The sequence below is a fragment of the Kitasatospora sp. NA04385 genome (genome assembly GCF_013364235.1).
Taxonomy (GTDB): Bacteria; Actinomycetota; Actinomycetes; order Streptomycetales; family Streptomycetaceae; genus Kitasatospora.
This window is the reverse complement of sequence record NZ_CP054919.1, coordinates 7,349,740-7,365,497: the sequence shown is the minus strand read 5'-3', so window position 1 is coordinate 7,365,497 and position 15,758 is coordinate 7,349,740. Positions and strand designations below refer to the sequence as shown.

Below are 15,758 nucleotides of genomic sequence, written 5' to 3'. Positions count from 1 at the left end.
CTGTCCTGAGGCGGCCCGGGCTCTCCCCGGGGCCGCTACCAGCCGGCCCCGCGGTAGTGCGGCAGGTCGAGCGCGGCCGGGTCCATCGCGGCCAGCCACTGGCCGCCCCGGCGCAGCACCGGCGTCAGGACGATCTCCGGTCCGCCGTCGTACCCGGTCTGCACCAGGGCCTCGTAGCGGACGGGCCGGTGGGCGGCCGTGCCGGGGGTGGGCCGTTCGTCGCGGTGGGCGCGGGCCTGCGCCTCCAGGGCCCGGTAGGCGAGGCGCAGGTGCGCCTCCCAGCCGGGCAGGTCGTGCGGGTCGGCGGGGACGAGGTAGCGGGCGCCCCGGTCGACGAGCAGGGCGACCAGGCGGCCGAGCGCCGCGGTGCGGTCGAGGCCGGGCGGGATCAGGTCGAGCGCCTCGGCGAGCGGGCCGGTGACGCGCAGCAGGGCCTCGTTGAAGTCCAGTCCGTGTTCGCCCTCGGCCTGGACCAGCAGGGCGCGCTGGTCTCCGGCGAGGTGGAGCCGGCAGGGGTGGGCGGCGCCCTCGGTGAGCAGTTCGGGCTGTCCGCGCCAGACGACGGGGGTGTCGCCGAGCTGCGCCCACTCGGGCCAGGTGACCTCGCCGCCGGGGTGCGTGACCGCGTGTCCGAGCGGGTGGTCGCCGACGGTGAGGATCTCGATCCGGGCGCCGACCACCCGGGCGGGGGCGGGGCGGGCGACCAGCTGCTGCCGGGCCGCGTCCCAGTCGAGGCCGCCGGTGTGCGCGCCGACGGGTTCGGTGGCGGCGAGGGTGAGCGGGCCGTGCGGGTGGGCGTCGTGCATGTGGGCGACCGTGACGGGGACCAGGACGGCGGCGCGGAGCACGGCCTGCCGGTCGGGGAACGGCCTGGGCTGGACGGCTTCGGTGGTGAGGTGCTCCGTCATGCGTCGTGCCCTTCCCGCGCCCGCACGGCGCGCACCCCCCGCGGGGGTCGGCGCGTCGGCCGGCCGCCCCGCGGTCTGTCCCGTCGGCCGCCCGCGCGGCCAGGGGGACAGCGTACGGGGCGCGGCCGGTTCGGGGAACGCTGTCGGCGCGGTCCGGAGCGAATCGTGACCGGCCGCAACCTCCTTGCGCTCAGCGGTCGTTGGGCGAGATCCGCCAGGCGAGCAGGACGACCAGGAAGGACGCGGCGCTGAAGCCGGTGCACCACCAGGCGGTGGCCACCCGGCCGCTCATCCAGGCGTTGGTGGCGGTGTTCAGGGCCCACAGCTGGCCGATCACGATGGTGACGGCCAGGCCGACCCGGGCGGACAGGATCGCCGACCGCTCGGGCTGCTGGTCGGTGCCCGCGCCGGGGCCGGGGCCGGTCGCCGAGACCCGCGGGTCGGCGTAGCCGGAGGTGGCGCGGATCTGCGGGTACCGCTCGCGGACGGGCCGGTTGAGCCGGGGCTCGTCGCTGCCGGGGCGGTAGCCCTCCGGGTAGTGGCCTTCGGGAACGCTCATCACGCGCCTCCACGGGTGGGTCGACGGGCCGTCGGTCGGCTCCGGGTGCCGGTCATCTGCCGCTCCTGCGGGTGGCGCAGCCGGCCGCTTCGGCGAGGGCGGGGTTGCGTTCGCGCAGGCCGCGGCAGAGGCCGGCCTCCTCGCTCTCGCCGGAGCGGGCGGTGCCGACCGCCCACACCGCGCCCTGGGCGTCCTCGACCACCACGACCTTGGGCAGCGGGCGGGGCGGCGGGCCGCCGGTGACCTCGCCGGTGCGGGAGTCGAACTGCCCTTCGTGGCACGGGCAGTAGAGGTCGCCGTCGGTGCCGTGGTCGCGCCGCCAGAGCACTCCGCAGGCGAGGTGGGTGCAGACCGTGGAGTAGCCGACCAGGGTGCCGTCGGGCAGCCGGATGGCCATCGCCCGGTCGTCCTCGCCGGGGTAGTCGAAGGTGACCGCCTCGCCGCGCTCCAGCCGCTCGGCGACCTTCAGCGGGGCGGCGCTGCCGTCCCCGTGGCGGTGCAGCACGCCGGCCGAGACCACCGTGGAGCCGACCACCAGGCCGCCGGAGACGGTGGCGACGATCCGCAGGTAGTCGCGCCGGGTGGTCAGCGAGTCGGCGCTGATCCGTTCCTTCAGCGCGCTCTGCTCGGCCCGGTGGTCGTCGGGGCCGCCCTCCCGGCCGTACGGCTGGGGGGAGTTGCCGGGGCTGGTCACGCCCTCGCTCCGTTCCCGGGCGTGGGGCGCCCGTTGACCTCGATCAGGTTCAGCATCCCGCCGGGGACGGGCGCCCGGTGCTCGCCGGGCACCACCATGGCGACGCCGGTGGAGACCACGGTGTCGCCGAACGCGAACATCGTGGAGACGTCCACGCCGGGCCGCTCGGCCTGGAGTTCCTCGACGGTGCCGTAGAACAGGGCGCCGGTGGGGCAGACGGTGGCGCACATCGGTGCCAGGCCGTAGGAGGTGCGGTCGTAGCAGAGGTTGCACTTCATCTGGAGCTTGGCCTCCAGGTCGATCTTGGGCACGCCGAACGGGCAGGCGTTGACGCAGTTCGCGCAGCCGATGCAGCGGGTCGGGTCGGCCTCCTGGACCACGCCGTCCGCGGTGATCAGGATCGCCTCGGCCGGGCAGACCTCGGCGCACGGCGCGACCGGGTCCTCGCAGTGCATGCACACGGTCGGCAGCGAGGCGACGGTGTGGCCCTCGTCCGGGTAGTCCAGGTGGATCATCGACTTGCCGCGGTGCGAGTCGCACTCGCGGCAGGCCGAGACGCAGGCCTGGCAGCCGATGCAGCGGCCCGGGTCGATGAAGATGGTGCGTCCGAGCATCTCGGTCAGCCCCTCTCGGCGGTGCCGCGGCCCTGCGGCGCGGTCGGCGGCAGCGGGTCGGTGCGGGAGACCTGGGCCTCCGGGTACGGTTCGCGGCCGGGCGGCACCGGCGGTGCGGGCACCGGGTCGATCGCCTCGGCCCGTTCGATCCGCACCGCGCACACCTTGTACTCGGGGATCTTCGAGCGCGGGTCCAGCGCGTCGATGGTCAGCACGTTCGCCGCCGTCGGGTAGGGCCAGTGGTAGGGCACGAAGACGTGGTCGGGGCGGATCGCCTCGGTGACCAGCGCGGGCAGCACCTCGCTGCCGCGCCGGGTGACCACCCGCACCGGGTCCCCGTTGCGGAACCCGTGCGAGGGGTGGATCTCCACCCACGGCCGGGGCGTCTGCTCGACCAGTCCGCCCAGGCGCCGGGTCTGGTTGCCGGACAGGAAGTGCGCCACGGTGCGCCCGGTGGTCAGCCGCATCGGGAACTCGTCGCTGAACGGGTCGGCCGGCGGGTGCCACTCCACCGCCTGCAGGTGCACCCTGCCGTCCGGGTGGTAGGTCCGGCCGTCCTCGAACAGCCGTGGCGTGCCCGGGTGGTCGAGGCTCGGGCAGGGCCAGGCGAGGCCGCCGGTGGCCTCCAGGCGCTCGTACGTGATGCCGTAGTAGTCGATCACCGTGCCGGCCGAGGCGCGGCGCAGTTCGTCGAAGACGTCCCGGGAGCCCTCGAAGGCGAACTTGCTTCCCTCGCCGAGCCGTCGGGCGATCTCGCACAGCACCCAGGTGTCGGTGCGCACGCCCTCGGGCGGCTCCTGGGCCTTGTTGTGCTTGACCACCCGGGCCTCGGCGTTGGCCATCACGCCCTCGTCCTCGGCCCAGGTGGTGACCGGGAAGACCACGTGCGCGTTGGCGGCGGTCTCGGAGAGGAAGAAGTCGAACTGGGCGTGGAACTCCAGCTTGTCGTAACCGTCCTTGACCACCGCGTAGTTGGGCAGCGAGACGAACGGGTTGTTGCAGACGCCGATCAGGCCGCGGATCTCGCCGCGCTGCATCTGCCAGACCATCTCCATCATCGAGGTGCCGGCCTGCGGGAGTTCGGACTCCTCGATGCCCCAGATCGCGGCGATCTGCCGGCGGTGCACCGGGTCGTTGATGGAGCGGCCGCCGGGCAGCAGGTCGGACTTCTGGCCGTGCTCGCGGCCGCCCTGGCCGTTGCCCTGGCCGGTGAGGGTGCCGTAACCGGCGCCCGGGCGGCCCAGGTTGCCGGTGGCGGTGCACAGGTTGATGACGGTCAGGCAGTTCTCCACGCCCTGGGTGTGGTGCTCGATCCCGCGCGCGTGGCAGGCCATCGCCCGCTCCGCCCGCCCGAACATCCGCGCCACCTGGACGATCTGCTCCGCGGGGACGCCGCAGATCTCGGCCGCCCGGTCGGGCGGGTACGCCGCGACGGTGGCCTTGACCTCCTCCCAGCCGGTGGCGTGCTCGGCCAGGAACGCCTCGTCGGTCAGGCCCTCCGCGACGATCACGTGCAGCACGGCGTTGAAGAACGCCGCGTCGGTACCGGACTTGAGCGCGACGTGGACGTCCGCGGTGCGGGCGACGGCGGTCTCCCGCGGGTCGACCACGATCAGGGTGGCGCCCCGGTCGCGGGCCCCCCACACGTACTGGGTCAGCACCGGGAAGCACTCGCCGACGTTCGCCCCGGCGATCAGCAGGCAGTCGGTCTGCAGCATGTCGGAGAACGGGTTGCCCGCCCGGTCGATGCCGAAGGCCAGCTTGTTGGCGCCCGCCGCGCTCACCATGCACAGCCGGCCGTTGTAGTCCACGTGCCGGGTCTTCAGCGCGACCCGGGCGAACTTGCCCACCAGGTAGGTCTTCTCGGAGAACAGGCTGGCCCCGCCGAGCATCCCAAAGGCGTCCCGGCCGTACTGCTGCTGGATCCGGTTGATCTCGGCGACGGTGTGGTCCAGCGCCTCGTCCCAACTCACCTCGCGGAACGGCTCGTCGCGGCTGCGGCGCAGCAGTGGCGCGGTCAGCCGGTCCGGGTGGTTGACCTGCTGGTAGGCGTTGATGCCCTTGGGGCACAACCGCATCCGGTTGATGTCGTGGTTGCGCGGCTCGACCCCGAACACCTTGCCGCGCCCGTCGACCCGCAGGTACATGCCGCACTGCACGCCGCAGAAGCAGCAGTGCGTGGGGACGAGGGTCTGCTCGGTCTGGTCGGCCCGCCAGGCCGCGGCGGGCAGGCCGCCCGCGTCGCGGAAGTTGCGCGTCCCGAGCGGGGCGACGCTCGGGTCCAACGGGACGTGCTCGGTGCTCACTTGAACCCCCGCTTGACGTTCGACAGGTAGGCGGTGCCGCGCAGCACCCGCTTGCAACGGGGGCAGTACTCGGCCCACTCGTCGAAGCCCAGCTTCAGGTCGCGCATGGTGGCGCGCAGGTTGTCCACCGCGGCGGCGGTGTCGATCGGCTGGCCGCAGCGCTTGCAGGACTGCAGCTCCTCGGCGTCCGAACCCTTGCGCCGCGCCGTGTACTTGAACAGCTGCATGCCGACCGCGGCCGGGCGCTGCACGATGTGGAAGAACTTGCCGAACGGCAGGTAGACCAGGGTGAGGACGACCGAGGCCATGTGCAGGACGGCCAGGAACTCGTAGCCGCCGCCGTGCAGGAACATCTCCGAGAAGGTCAGCAGCAGGCCGGTGACCGAGATGGTGATCAGCGCCAGCAGCGGCAGGAAGTCGTAGCCGAAGCGCTGGCCGGTGGTCGCGGCGCGGTCGCGCATCCGCCGCCACAGGAAGTAGCCGGCGCCGCCGATCACCATCACGGCGGCCAGGTCCAGGCCGTGGTAGAGCGCCCAGCCGAGGAAGCTGCCGGAGTCGAAGCCGAACAGCTTGAAGCCCCACAGGCGCATCTCGTAGCCCGGGCCGGCCGCGCTGGAGGAGGTGAAGGTGAACCAGCCCCAGGTCAGCGGGAAGGTGATCGCCGCGGCCAACAGGCAGCCCCAGAAGATCAGTTGGTGGGCGGCCCAGCGGGCGTGCGAGCGGGCGCCGAGGAACTTCTGGAAGCCCAGGTAGGTGGCGGCCATCTTCGGCAGCGCGGCGGGCGAGCGCTTGAGGTTCTCCCAGGACAGCGCGGACTTCCAGCCCTGCACGAACAGTCGGCGGGCGGCGGGCGCGGAGACCCACACCACGTAGCGGTAGACCACGCCGAAGGTCAGGAACACCGAGGCCACCGCGTACGGCACCAGCGCGGAGTCGAAGTCGCGCAGCAGCCGACTGCCCAGCACGATCGCCACCACCAGCAGGACGCTCGCCCCGGCCGCGATCACCGAGGCGCGCGCCGCCGTCGACCTGGTCGCCGAGGCCACCACCCCCGCCGCACCGCCCTCGGCCTGACTGCTCCCGGTCGGTCTGCCCTGCGGGGGCGGCGCTGTCCCGGCCACGCGCACTCTCCTAGCGCTCGACGAGCCACTCGATCTGACGTCCTCTGCGCCGGACGCTAGCCAGCACCCCCGTCCGGCGCCCGCCCGCTGCGCCGCCTGCGGCGCGTCGCTGGGCCGGACGGGTGAGCGGTCGGCGCGGCGTGGTCGGCGTGGTCGACGTGGTCGGTCAGCCCTGCGGGCTCTCCGCGCCGAGCGCGTCGACGGCGGCGCGGAGGGCTCCCGGGTGGTCCAGCAGGTCGGTGCTGTCGGCCCACTGGTCGACCGCACCGGTCAGCGGGCGGTCCCGCAACTCCGGTGCGGTGACCGTCCGTTGCAGGGCCCGGGCGAAGCGGTCGGCGTGCAGCACCAGGTACGGGCGGCCGTGGTAGCGGCGGCGGGCCGGGTCGAGCGGCCCGGTCAGGCCGAGCGCGTTGTGGGCCCGGGCCGCGGCCTCGTACGCCTCGCACAGGTGCCGTTCGCGGGCCCGCGGGTCGGGGGCGGCCAGCGCGGCGCGCAGCGCGGGGGCCAGCGCGGGGTCGGTGTCCAGGCGGGCGAAGGCGCTGCCGAACCACTTGCCGTAGGGGGCGTAGCGGCGGGCGGTCAGGAAGGCCAGCCGCATCAGGTCGCGCACCAGGCGGGCGGTGACCAGGGCCGCGCCGAGGTCGTCGCCGGCTTCGGCGCAGCGGCCGACGAAGGCCTCCTCCTGGGCGATCCGCTGCCACTGGCAGGCCAGCAGGTGGCGCCACACCTGCTCGGGGTACCAGTGCAGGCGTTCGCGGGCGGCGGTGAGGGTGCCGGGGCCGTCGTGGAAGACCGCGCCGCCGGTGAACTCGGCGAGCCGCTGCTGCGGCAGGGCCAGCCAGTCGAGGGGGCCGGGCGCGGCGTCGGCCCAGGCGGCGGCGGGCGGGCCGAGGCGTTCGGCGAGCCAGCCGGGCAGGTCGTGGACGGTGACCCGGTGGTCGACCGGGCCGTCGGCGGGCGCCGGTTCCAGGTGGCTGACCGGGTCGTCCGGGTTGCCGGTGCCGCGGTAGTGGGTGGACCAGCCGCGGATCTCGCCGGGCAGGCGGGCGGCGAGCAGTTCGCGGACCGCCCGGCCGTGCCGCCGGGTGTCGGCGGGGGCGAGGAAGAGCTGGAGGCGCGGCCCCCAGTCGTGGTCGGTGGAGCGGGCGGTGTCGAAGCCGAGCACCTCCGACCCGGCGCCGATCCGCGCGGCCGCGTACCGCAGCCCCGGGTGGGCGCTCGCCAGCAGCGGCCGGACCGCCTCCTCGTACAGCGCCCGGGAGAGGTCGAGCCCCGGGACGAAGGGCGGCTCGGGCGGCTCGGACGGCGGGCCGGACGGTGCGGGCGTGGTCATGCGGCCCACTGTGGCAAAGCGGCGTCCGGCGGGTCCACCGCTTAACGGGCGCCTCGTCCGGGTGGCCGTCGGGCGCAGGGGAGAGCCGCGGCGAAGTGGTCGGCTCCGCGCTCGTGGCCGCGGTGAGCCGGGAGGGCGCGGTGCCCCGGCGGGCGGTGCGGGCCGGGAGGGTTCCGAAACACCTCCTTCACCTGGGAGGCGTCCGGGGGAAACGGCCGCTGCCTAGCGTCTCCCGCCATGGACACAGGGCTGTATACACCCCCGGACACACCGCACCTCCCGCACCGCGAACGGGTCCACGCCGCCCTGCGCGAGGAGTTGATGTCCGGTCGGATCGGGCCGCGCGAGCGGATGACCGAGGAGCGGCTCGCGGAGCGGTTCGGGGTCTCCCGGACGCCGGTACGGGAGGCGCTGACGAGGCTGCGGTCCGACGGCATGATCGAGCGCGGCGACGGCGGCTACTACCCGGTCGTCCCGAACCTCCCGCAGCTGCGGGACCTGTACGAGCTGCGTGTCACGCTCGAACTGCGCGGCGTGGCGCGGGCCCTGGAGGACCCGTCGGTCCGGCACGACCCGGCGGTCGTCGAGGCGGAGCTGCTGCGCTGGTACGCGATCCGGGAGGCGCCCCCCGAGCCGGACCCGCGGTTCGTCGTCCTCGACGAGGAGTTCCACGTCGCCCTGTCCCGGGCCTCGGGCAATCCGGCGCTCACCGAGGCGCTGGTCGCGGTCAACCGGCGGATCCGCCGGGTCCGGATGTACGACTTCCTGACCCGGGACCGGGTGGACTCCACGATCACCGAGCACATCGCGATCATGGAGCTGGTCCGGGACGGCCGCCTGGACGAGGCGTACCGCGCCCTGCACGACCACGTCGGCGCCTCCATGGACGTCGTCCTGGAGCGCGCCCGGCGCGCCCTCACCCAGATGGCCCTGCACGGGGACCGCGTCTGACCCCCCGCCACCCGTCCCGCCCCTGCTCGGCCCCCTCTCGTACGGCGCGCCCGCACGCCCTCACACGCGCGCCCGTCCCCCCTTCCGCACGGCAAGGAGGCACCGCATGAACGTCGAGCCACGCCTGGTGAGCACCGCCGAACCCGGCCCCCCGCAGGCCGCGGCACCGGCCGCCGCCACCGACCAGGCGGCCGCGGAGACGCTGGAGGACTACACCCTCCGCTTCGCGCCCCGCAGTTACCGCCGCTGGACCCCGATGGTGGTGGCCACCACGGCCCTCGGCGGCATCGCCTACATGGCCGACTTCTCGATCGGCGCCGGCATCGGCCTGGCCCACGGCACCGGCAACGCGCTGGTGGCGATCGCGGTGGCCGCCGCGGTCATCTTCGTGACCGGCTACCCGCTGGCGTACTACAGCGCCCGCTACAACATCGACCTGGACCTGATCACCCGCGGCTCCGGCTTCGGCTACTACGGCTCGGTGCTGACCGGCGTCATCTTCGCCAGCTTCACCTTCGTCTTCTTCGCCCTAGAGGGCTCGATCATGGCGCAGGGGCTGAAACTGGGGCTCGGCCTGCCGCTCTGGCTGGGCTACCTGGTCTCCACGCTGATGGTGATCCCGCTGGTCGTGTACGGCATGAAGGCGCTGAGCAGGCTCCAGGTGTGGACCACCCCCGTCTGGCTGGTCCTGATGGTCTCCCCGCTGGTGTACCTGATCTGGACCGACCCCGGCAGCGTGGACCGCTTCCTGTCCTACCCGGGCACCGACGGCGAGGGGGGCGTCAACACCGCGTCCGTGCTGCTGGGCGCGGGCGTCTGCCTGTCGCTGATCGCGCAGATCGGCGAGCAGATCGACTACCTGCGCTTCATGCCGCCCCGGACGGCGGCGAACCGGCGCGGCTGGTGGACCGCGGTGGTCATGGCCGGCCCGGGCTGGGTGGTGATCGGCGCGCTGAAGCAGGCGATCGGCGTGTTCCTCGCCGTGCACATCCTCGCCGCGGCCGGGCCGGGCCTGGCGCCCGAACCGATCCGGCAGTTCAAGGGCGCCTTCGACGCGATGCTGCCGTCCTGGCTGGTCGTCCCGCTGGCCGTGGCGCTCGTGGTCGTCAGCCAGATCAAGATCAACGTGACGAACGCCTACTCCGGCTCGCTGGCCTGGACGAACTCCTTCACCCGGGTCACCCGGCGCTACCCCGGGCGGATGGTCTTCGTGCTGGTCAACCTGGGCATCGCGCTGGTCCTGATGGAGGCCGACATGTTCAGCTTCCTCAACAGCGTCCTGGGCTTCTACTCCAACTGCGCGATCGCCTGGGTGGTCACCGTCGCCACCGACATCGGCGTCAACAAGCACCTGCTGCGGATCTCCCCGCTCCGCCCCGAGTTCCGCCGCGGCATGCTGTACGCCGTCAACCCGGTCGGCGTCGTCGCCTTCACCGCCGCCTCCGGCCTGTCGATCGCCATGTACTTCCACGCCCTCGGCGACACCCTCCAGCCGTACTCCCCCGTCGCCGCCGCCGTGATCGCGTTCGTCCTCACCCCGCTGACGGCCCTCGCCACCGGGGGCCGGTACTACCTGCGCCGGACCGACGACGGCCTCGATCTGCCGATGCTGGACGCCGAGGGCAACCCGAGCGCGGTCACCCTGGACTGCCACGTCTGCCACCGCTCCTACGAGCGCCCCGACCTGGTCGCCTGCGCCGCCCACGGGGCCGCCGTCTGCTCGCTGTGCCTGAGCACCGACCGGACCGGCGCCCACGTGCCGCCCGCCCAGCCCGCCCAGCCCGCCCAGTCCGCCCAGTCCGCCGCCGTGTGACCACTCCCCCCACCGCCGGCACGGGGAGGACCAGTCACCCGGCCCTCCCCGTGCGGCCCGCTCCCGAGGAGCCGCCGTCGTGTTCGACACCCTGCTCGTCGCCAACCGCGGCGAGATCGCCTGCCGCATCATCCGCTCCGCGGCCGCGCTCGGCCTGCGGACCGTCGCCGTGTACTCCGACGCCGACCGCACCGCACCGCACGTGCGGATGGCCGACGAGGCCGTCCGGCTGGGCCCGGCCCCGGCCGCCGAGAGCTACCTGCGGGCCGACCTGGTCCTGGCCGCCGCCCGGGCGACGGGCGCCGGGGCGGTCCACCCCGGGTACGGCTTCCTGTCCGAGAACGCGGCGTTCGCCGCCGCCGCGGAGGCCGCCGGCCTGGTCTTCGTCGGCCCCACGCCCCGCCAGCTGGAGGTCTTCGGCGCCAAGCACACCGCCCGCGCGGCGGCCGAGGCCGCCGGGGTCCCGCTGCTGGCCGGCACCGGGCTGCTGGCCGACCCGGAGGAGGCCCTGCGCGCGGCCGCGGAGATCGGCTACCCGGTGATGCTCAAGGCCACCGGCGGCGGAGGAGGCATCGGCATGCAGGCCTGCGGCGGACCGGACGAACTGCGGGCGGCCCACGCCCGGGTCACCCGGCTCGCCCGGGGCAACTTCGGGGACGGCGGGGTCTTCCTGGAGCGGTACGTCGCCCGGGCCCGGCACGTCGAGGTGCAGGTCTTCGGCGACGGCACCGGACGGGTCGTCAGCCTCGGCGACCGGGACTGCTCCCTGCAGCGCCGCCACCAGAAGGTCCTGGAGGAGGCCCCGGCCCCCGGCCTCCCGGCCGCGCTGCGCGAGGAACTGCACCGCAGCGCCCGCGAGTTGTGCGCCTCCGTCGGCTACCGGTCCGCCGGAACGGTGGAGTTCGTCTACGACGCCGACCGCGAGGAGGCCGCCTTCCTGGAGGTCAACACCCGCCTCCAGGTGGAGCACCCGGTCACCGAGCAGGTCACCGGCGTCGACCTGGTCGGCTGGATGCTGCGGCTGGCCCGCGGCGAACGGGACCTCCTGGACGGCGTCGGCCCCGACGGCCCTCCCGCGCGGGGGCACGCCGTCGAGGCCCGGCTCTACGCCGAGGACCCGGGCCAGGACCACCGGCCCAGCTCCGGCCTGCTCACCCGGGTCGAGCTCCCCGCCGACCCCGACGGCGGGGTGCGGGTCGACGGCTGGGTGGAGACCGGCCAGGAGGTCTCCCCCGCCTACGACCCGATGCTCGCCAAGGTGATCGCCACCGGCCGCGACCGCGACGAGGCGTTCGCCCGGCTGGCCGCGGCCCTGGACGCCGCCCGGATCGACGGCGTGGAGACCAACCTCGGCCTGCTGCGCGCCGCCTGCCGCACCCCCGAGGTGCTGGCCGCCTGCCACACCACCGCCACCCTCGCCGGGGTCGTCGACCCGCGCCCGCGGATCGACGTCGTCCGCGGCGGCACCCTCACCACCGTGCAGGACTGGCCCGGCCGCACCGGCCTCTGGGAGGTCGGCGTCCCGCCCGGCGGCCCGATGGACGACCTCTCCTTCCGGCTCGGCAACACCGCCGTCGGCAACCCGGAGGGCGCCCCCGGCCTGGAGTGCACCCTGGAGGGCCCGGCGCTGCGCTTCTCCCGGCCGGCCGTCGTCTGCGTCACCGGCGCCCCGGCCCGGGTCACGGTCGACGGCGCCCCCGCCGCCCAGTGGGAGCCCCTCGCCCTGCCCGCCGGCGCCCTGCTGGAGGTCGGCGCCCCCGAGGGGCCCGGCATGCGCACCTACGTCCTGCTGCGCGGCGGGCTCGACCTGCCCGCCCACCTCGGCAGCACCGCCACCTTCCCCCAGGGCGGCTTCGGCGGCCACGCCGGACGCGCCCTGCGCACCGGCGACGTGCTGCGGCCGGCCGACCCCGCCCCCGGGGCGCCGGAACCCGCCGCCGTCCCGCCGCTCCGGCGCCCGTCCCTCACCTCCCACTGGCGGATCGCGGTGTCCGAGGGCCCGCACCCCGCGCCGGACTTCCTGACCCGGGACGGCCTGCGGACGGTGTACGGCGCCGAGTGGAAGGTCTCCGCCCAGTCCGCGCGCACCGGCGTGCGGCTGGTCGGCCCCCGCCCCGAATGGGCCCGGCCGGACGGCGGCGAGGCGGGGCTCCACCCCTCCAACGTCCACGACACCGCGTACTCGGTCGGCGCCGTCAACCTCACCGGCGACACCCCCGCGATCCTCGGCCCCGACGGCCCCAGCCTCGGCGGCTTCGCCTGCCCGTTCACCGTCGTGTCCGGCGAGCGCTGGAAGACCGGCCAGCTGCGCCCCGGCGACACCGTCCGCTTCGTGCCCGTCACCGAGGCCCGGGCGGACGAACTGCGCCGCGCCCCGGGCCTGTTGCCGCTGCCCGGCGGCGGCCCGGACCGCGACGACGGCGTCCTCGCCCGCCGCCCCGCGACCGGCTCCGCGCCCGAGGTCGTCTACCGGCGCGGCGCCGACGACAACCTGCTGGTCGAGTACGGGCCGATGGCTCTCGACCTGGGCCTGCGGATGCGGGTGCACGCCCTGGCCGGGCACCTCGCCGCCCACCGCCCGGCCGGCCTGGTCGACGTCACCCCCGGCGTCCGCTCGCTGCACCTGCACACCGACCCCGACGTGCTGCCGCTGCGCACCCTGCTCGGCCTGCTGCAGGAGGCCGAGGAGCAGCTGCCCGCCGCCCGCGAACTCACCGTGCCCAGCCGGGAGGTCCACCTCCCGCTGTCCTGGGACGACCCGACCGTGGACGAGGCGATATCCCGCTACCGCGCGTCGGTGCGCGACGACGCCCCGTGGAACCCCTCCAACATCGAGTTCATCCGGCGGATCAACGGCCTCGACTCGGTGGACGACGTCCGCCGGACGGTCTTCGACGCCCGGTACCTCGTCCTGGGCCTCGGCGACGTCTACCTCGGCGCGCCCGCCGCCACCCCGCTCGACCCCCGCCACCGCCTCGTCACCACCAAGTACAACCCGGCCCGGACCTGGACCGCGGAGGGCGGCGTCGGCATCGGCGGCTCCTACCTGTGCGTCTACGGCATGGAGAGCCCCGGCGGCTACCAGCTGATCGGCCGCACCGTCCCGATCTGGGGCGGCCTGCGCCCCGGCCGCTCCTTCGCGGACGGCCTCCCCTGGCTGCTGCGCTTCTTCGACCGGATCGTCTGGCACCCCGTCTCCCCGGCCGAACTCCTCGACGTCCGCGCGGACCTGGCGTCCGGCCGCCGGGCGCTCGACATCCGCCCCGGCACGTTCTCGCTGGCCGAGCACGAGCGCTTCCTGGCCGACCACGCCGAATCGATCGCCGCCTTCCGCAGCCGCCAGTCCGCCGCGTTCGCCGCCGAGCGGCGGGCCTGGGAGGCCGCGGGCGAACTCGCCGACCGCGCCGAACCGGCCCCCGTACCGGTGGCGGCACCCCGCGCGCTGCCGCCCGGCGCGGGGCTGGTGGAGGCGCCGCTCAGCTCCAGCGTGTGGAAGGTGGCCGCCGGGCCCGGCACCCGGGTGTCGGCGGGGCAGCCCCTGGTCGTCCTGGAAGCCATGAAGATGGAGGTCGTCGTCCGGGCCCCGGCCGACGGCGTCGTCACCGACGTCCTGGTCGCCCCCGGCCAGCAGATCGACGCCGGGACCCCGTTGACCGTCGTCCTCCGGGAGGAAGCAGCGTGAACCCCACCGCCACCGCCACCACCACCGCCCCGGCCACCGCCGCGGAGCGGGTCGCCGCCGCCTACTGGCGCATCGAGGAGGCCGACCGGCCGGAGATCTGGATCACCCTGCGGCCCCGCGCGGAGGTGGAGGCCGAGGCCCGCGCCCTCGACGCCCGGACGGCCGCCGGGGAACGGCTGCCGCTGGCCGGGCTGGTGTACGCCGTCAAGGACAACATCGACGTCGCGGGCCTGCCCACCACCGCCGCCTGCCCCGCCTACGCCTACCGCCCCGAGGCGTCCGCCACGGCCGTGCGCCGACTGGCCGCCGCGGGCGCGATCGTCCTCGGCAAGACCAACATGGACCAGTTCGCCACCGGGCTGGTCGGCACCCGCAGCCCGTACGGGGAGGTGCGCGCGGCCCACCACCCGGAGCGGATCTCCGGCGGCTCCAGCTCCGGCTCCGCGGTCGCCGTGGCGCTGGGCATCGCGGACTTCGCGCTGGGCACCGACACCGCCGGCTCGGGCCGGGTGCCCGCCGCGCTGAACGGCGTCGTCGGCGTCAAGCCGACCCTCGGCCTGGTGCCGACCACCGGGGTCGTCCCCGCCGCCCGCCCCTACGACGCGGTCACCGTCTTCGCCCGCACCCTCGCCGCGGCCGTGCCGCCGCTGGCCGTGATGACCGGCCCCGACGGGGCCGACCCGCGCAGCCGCGCCTGGCCCGACGCCGTGCGGCTGGCGGCACCCGAGCGGCCGCGGGTCGCGCTGCCCCGGGAGGAGGACCTCGCGCCGCTGTCCGCGCAGGCGCGGGCCGCGTTCGGGGCGGCCGCCGACCGGCTGCGGGCGTCCGGCGCGGAGACCGCCGCCGTGGACGTCTCGCCGCTCCTGGAGGCCGCCCGGCTGCTGTACGACGGCGCCCTGGTCGCCGAACGGTACGCGGCCGTCGGCGCGTTCCTCGCCGGGGCCCCGGCGGGCGCCGACCCCACCGTCTCCGCCATCGTCCTCGCCTCGGCCGACCTGCCCGCGCACGCCCTCGCCGCCGACCAGGAACGCCTCGACCGCCACCGGGCGGCCGCGGCCCGCCTGCTGTCCGGCTTCGACGCCCTCCTGCTGCCGACCACCACCGGGCACCCCGCCCTCGCCGACGTCCGGGCCGACCCGGTCGGTGTGAACCGGCGGCTCGGCACCTACACCAACTTCGTCAACCTGCTCGACCTGGCCGCGGTCGCCGTCCCGGCCGGTGCGGCGGACGGCGGCTCCTTCGGCGTCAGCGTCGTCACCCGCGCCTTCGACGACCAGGTGGGCCTCGACGTCTCCGCCCGCCTCACCGGCGAGGAGCCCCCCGGCCCGCTGCCCGGCAACGGGATCGACCTGGCCGTCTTCGGCGCCCACCGGCGCGGCCAGCCGCTCTGCCACCAGCTCACCGGCCCCGGGGCGCGGTACGCGGGGCCCGTGCGCACCGCCGCCGCCTACCGGCTGGTCGCGCTGCCCACCGAACCCGCCAAGCCCGGCCTGGTCCACGTCGGCCCGGAGGGGGGCGGCGCGGTCACCGGCGAGCGGTGGACCCTCTCCCCGGCGGCGCTGGGCCGCTTCCTGGCCGAGCTGCCCGCGCCGATGTCGCTCGGCCGGATCCGGCTCGACGACGGCTCCGGGGTGCTGGGCTTCCAGTGCGACCCGCACGCCGCGGCCGCCGGCACCGACATCACCCACCACGGCGACTGGCTCGCCTACCTGGCCGCCCGGCCGGACCGCTGACGGGCGCGCGGGGCGTCACGCCGGGGTGTGCGCGGTGGGGTCTG

Annotated in this window: 11 protein-coding genes; 4 read left to right on the top strand and 7 right to left on the bottom strand. The window is 75.4% G+C overall.

Annotated features, from left to right (window positions below; genetic code table 11):
* Positions 1 to 35 precede the first annotated feature (35 nt).
* From HUT16_RS32630 to HUT16_RS32600, 7 genes are all read right to left on the bottom strand, one after another.
* On the bottom strand, positions 36 to 908 hold the full coding sequence (locus HUT16_RS32630) for a hypothetical protein (protein WP_176191610.1): 873 nt from the start codon (positions 906 to 908) through the stop codon (positions 36 to 38).
* A gap of 190 nt (positions 909 to 1,098) precedes the next feature.
* Positions 1,099 to 1,467 (bottom strand): hypothetical protein, encoded by a 369-nt coding sequence (locus tag HUT16_RS32625; RefSeq protein WP_176191609.1) that lies wholly within the window; start codon positions 1,465 to 1,467, stop codon positions 1,099 to 1,101.
* 52 nt (positions 1,468 to 1,519) lie between these two features.
* Complete coding sequence (locus HUT16_RS32620) at positions 1,520 to 2,083, bottom strand: ubiquinol-cytochrome c reductase iron-sulfur subunit (RefSeq protein WP_254898403.1); 564 nt, start codon at positions 2,081 to 2,083, stop codon at positions 1,520 to 1,522.
* Between the two features lie 74 nt (positions 2,084 to 2,157).
* Positions 2,158 to 2,775 carry a 4Fe-4S dicluster domain-containing protein gene (locus HUT16_RS32615; RefSeq protein ID WP_176191607.1) on the bottom strand — a complete coding sequence of 206 codons (618 nt, stop codon included), beginning with the start codon at positions 2,773 to 2,775 and terminating at the stop codon, positions 2,158 to 2,160.
* Between the two features lie 5 nt (positions 2,776 to 2,780).
* Complete coding sequence (locus HUT16_RS32610) at positions 2,781 to 5,081, bottom strand: molybdopterin oxidoreductase family protein (RefSeq protein WP_176191606.1); 2,301 nt, start codon at positions 5,079 to 5,081, stop codon at positions 2,781 to 2,783.
* Entirely contained in the window at positions 5,078 to 6,088 is a 1,011-nt protein-coding gene (locus tag HUT16_RS32605) for an MFS transporter (RefSeq protein ID WP_254898402.1), read from the bottom strand. Before HUT16_RS32605 ends, HUT16_RS32610 begins: the two co-directional genes overlap by 4 nt.
* 280 nt (positions 6,089 to 6,368) lie before the next feature.
* Positions 6,369 to 7,535: a DUF4037 domain-containing protein gene (locus HUT16_RS32600; RefSeq protein WP_176191605.1), complete on the bottom strand. Its 1,167-nt coding sequence runs from the start codon at positions 7,533 to 7,535 to the stop codon at positions 6,369 to 6,371.
* A gap of 237 nt (positions 7,536 to 7,772) precedes the next feature.
* Here HUT16_RS32600 and HUT16_RS32595 point away from each other — a divergent pair, with 237 nt between their 5' ends.
* The 4 genes from HUT16_RS32595 to atzF all read left to right on the top strand — a co-directional run bounded on the left by HUT16_RS32595 (position 7,773) and on the right by atzF (position 15,714).
* On the top strand, positions 7,773 to 8,486 hold the full coding sequence (locus HUT16_RS32595; protein WP_176191604.1) for a GntR family transcriptional regulator: 714 nt from the start codon (positions 7,773 to 7,775) through the stop codon (positions 8,484 to 8,486).
* Between the two features lie 106 nt (positions 8,487 to 8,592).
* On the top strand, positions 8,593 to 10,299 hold the full coding sequence (locus HUT16_RS32590; RefSeq protein WP_176191603.1) for a cytosine permease: 1,707 nt from the start codon (positions 8,593 to 8,595) through the stop codon (positions 10,297 to 10,299).
* Between the two features lie 79 nt (positions 10,300 to 10,378).
* Positions 10,379 to 13,981 carry an urea carboxylase gene (gene uca, locus HUT16_RS32585; RefSeq protein ID WP_176191602.1) on the top strand — a complete coding sequence of 1,201 codons (3,603 nt, stop codon included), beginning with the start codon at positions 10,379 to 10,381 and terminating at the stop codon, positions 13,979 to 13,981.
* Positions 13,978 to 15,714, top strand: a complete 1,737-nt coding sequence (atzF, locus tag HUT16_RS32580) for an allophanate hydrolase (RefSeq protein WP_176191601.1) — start codon at positions 13,978 to 13,980, stop codon at positions 15,712 to 15,714. The genes uca and atzF overlap by 4 nt, the downstream gene beginning before the upstream one ends.
* The last annotated feature ends 44 nt before the right edge of the window (positions 15,715 to 15,758 follow it).

What these genes read in the sequence shown, in the direction of transcription:
- HUT16_RS32600 (WP_176191605.1), bottom strand. Translation starts at nt 7,535, where the DNA reads ATGACCACGCCCGCACCGTCCGGCCCGCCGTCCGAGCCGCCCGAGCCG.
- HUT16_RS32590 (WP_176191603.1), top strand. Translation starts at nt 8,593, where the DNA reads ATGAACGTCGAGCCACGCCTGGTGAGCACCGCCGAACCCGGCCCCCCG.
- HUT16_RS32625 (WP_176191609.1), bottom strand. Translation starts at nt 1,467, where the DNA reads ATGAGCGTTCCCGAAGGCCACTACCCGGAGGGCTACCGCCCCGGCAGC.
- HUT16_RS32630 (WP_176191610.1), bottom strand. Translation starts at nt 908, where the DNA reads ATGACGGAGCACCTCACCACCGAAGCCGTCCAGCCCAGGCCGTTCCCC.
- HUT16_RS32595 (WP_176191604.1), top strand. Translation starts at nt 7,773, where the DNA reads ATGGACACAGGGCTGTATACACCCCCGGACACACCGCACCTCCCGCAC.
- HUT16_RS32615 (WP_176191607.1), bottom strand. Translation starts at nt 2,775, where the DNA reads ATGCTCGGACGCACCATCTTCATCGACCCGGGCCGCTGCATCGGCTGC.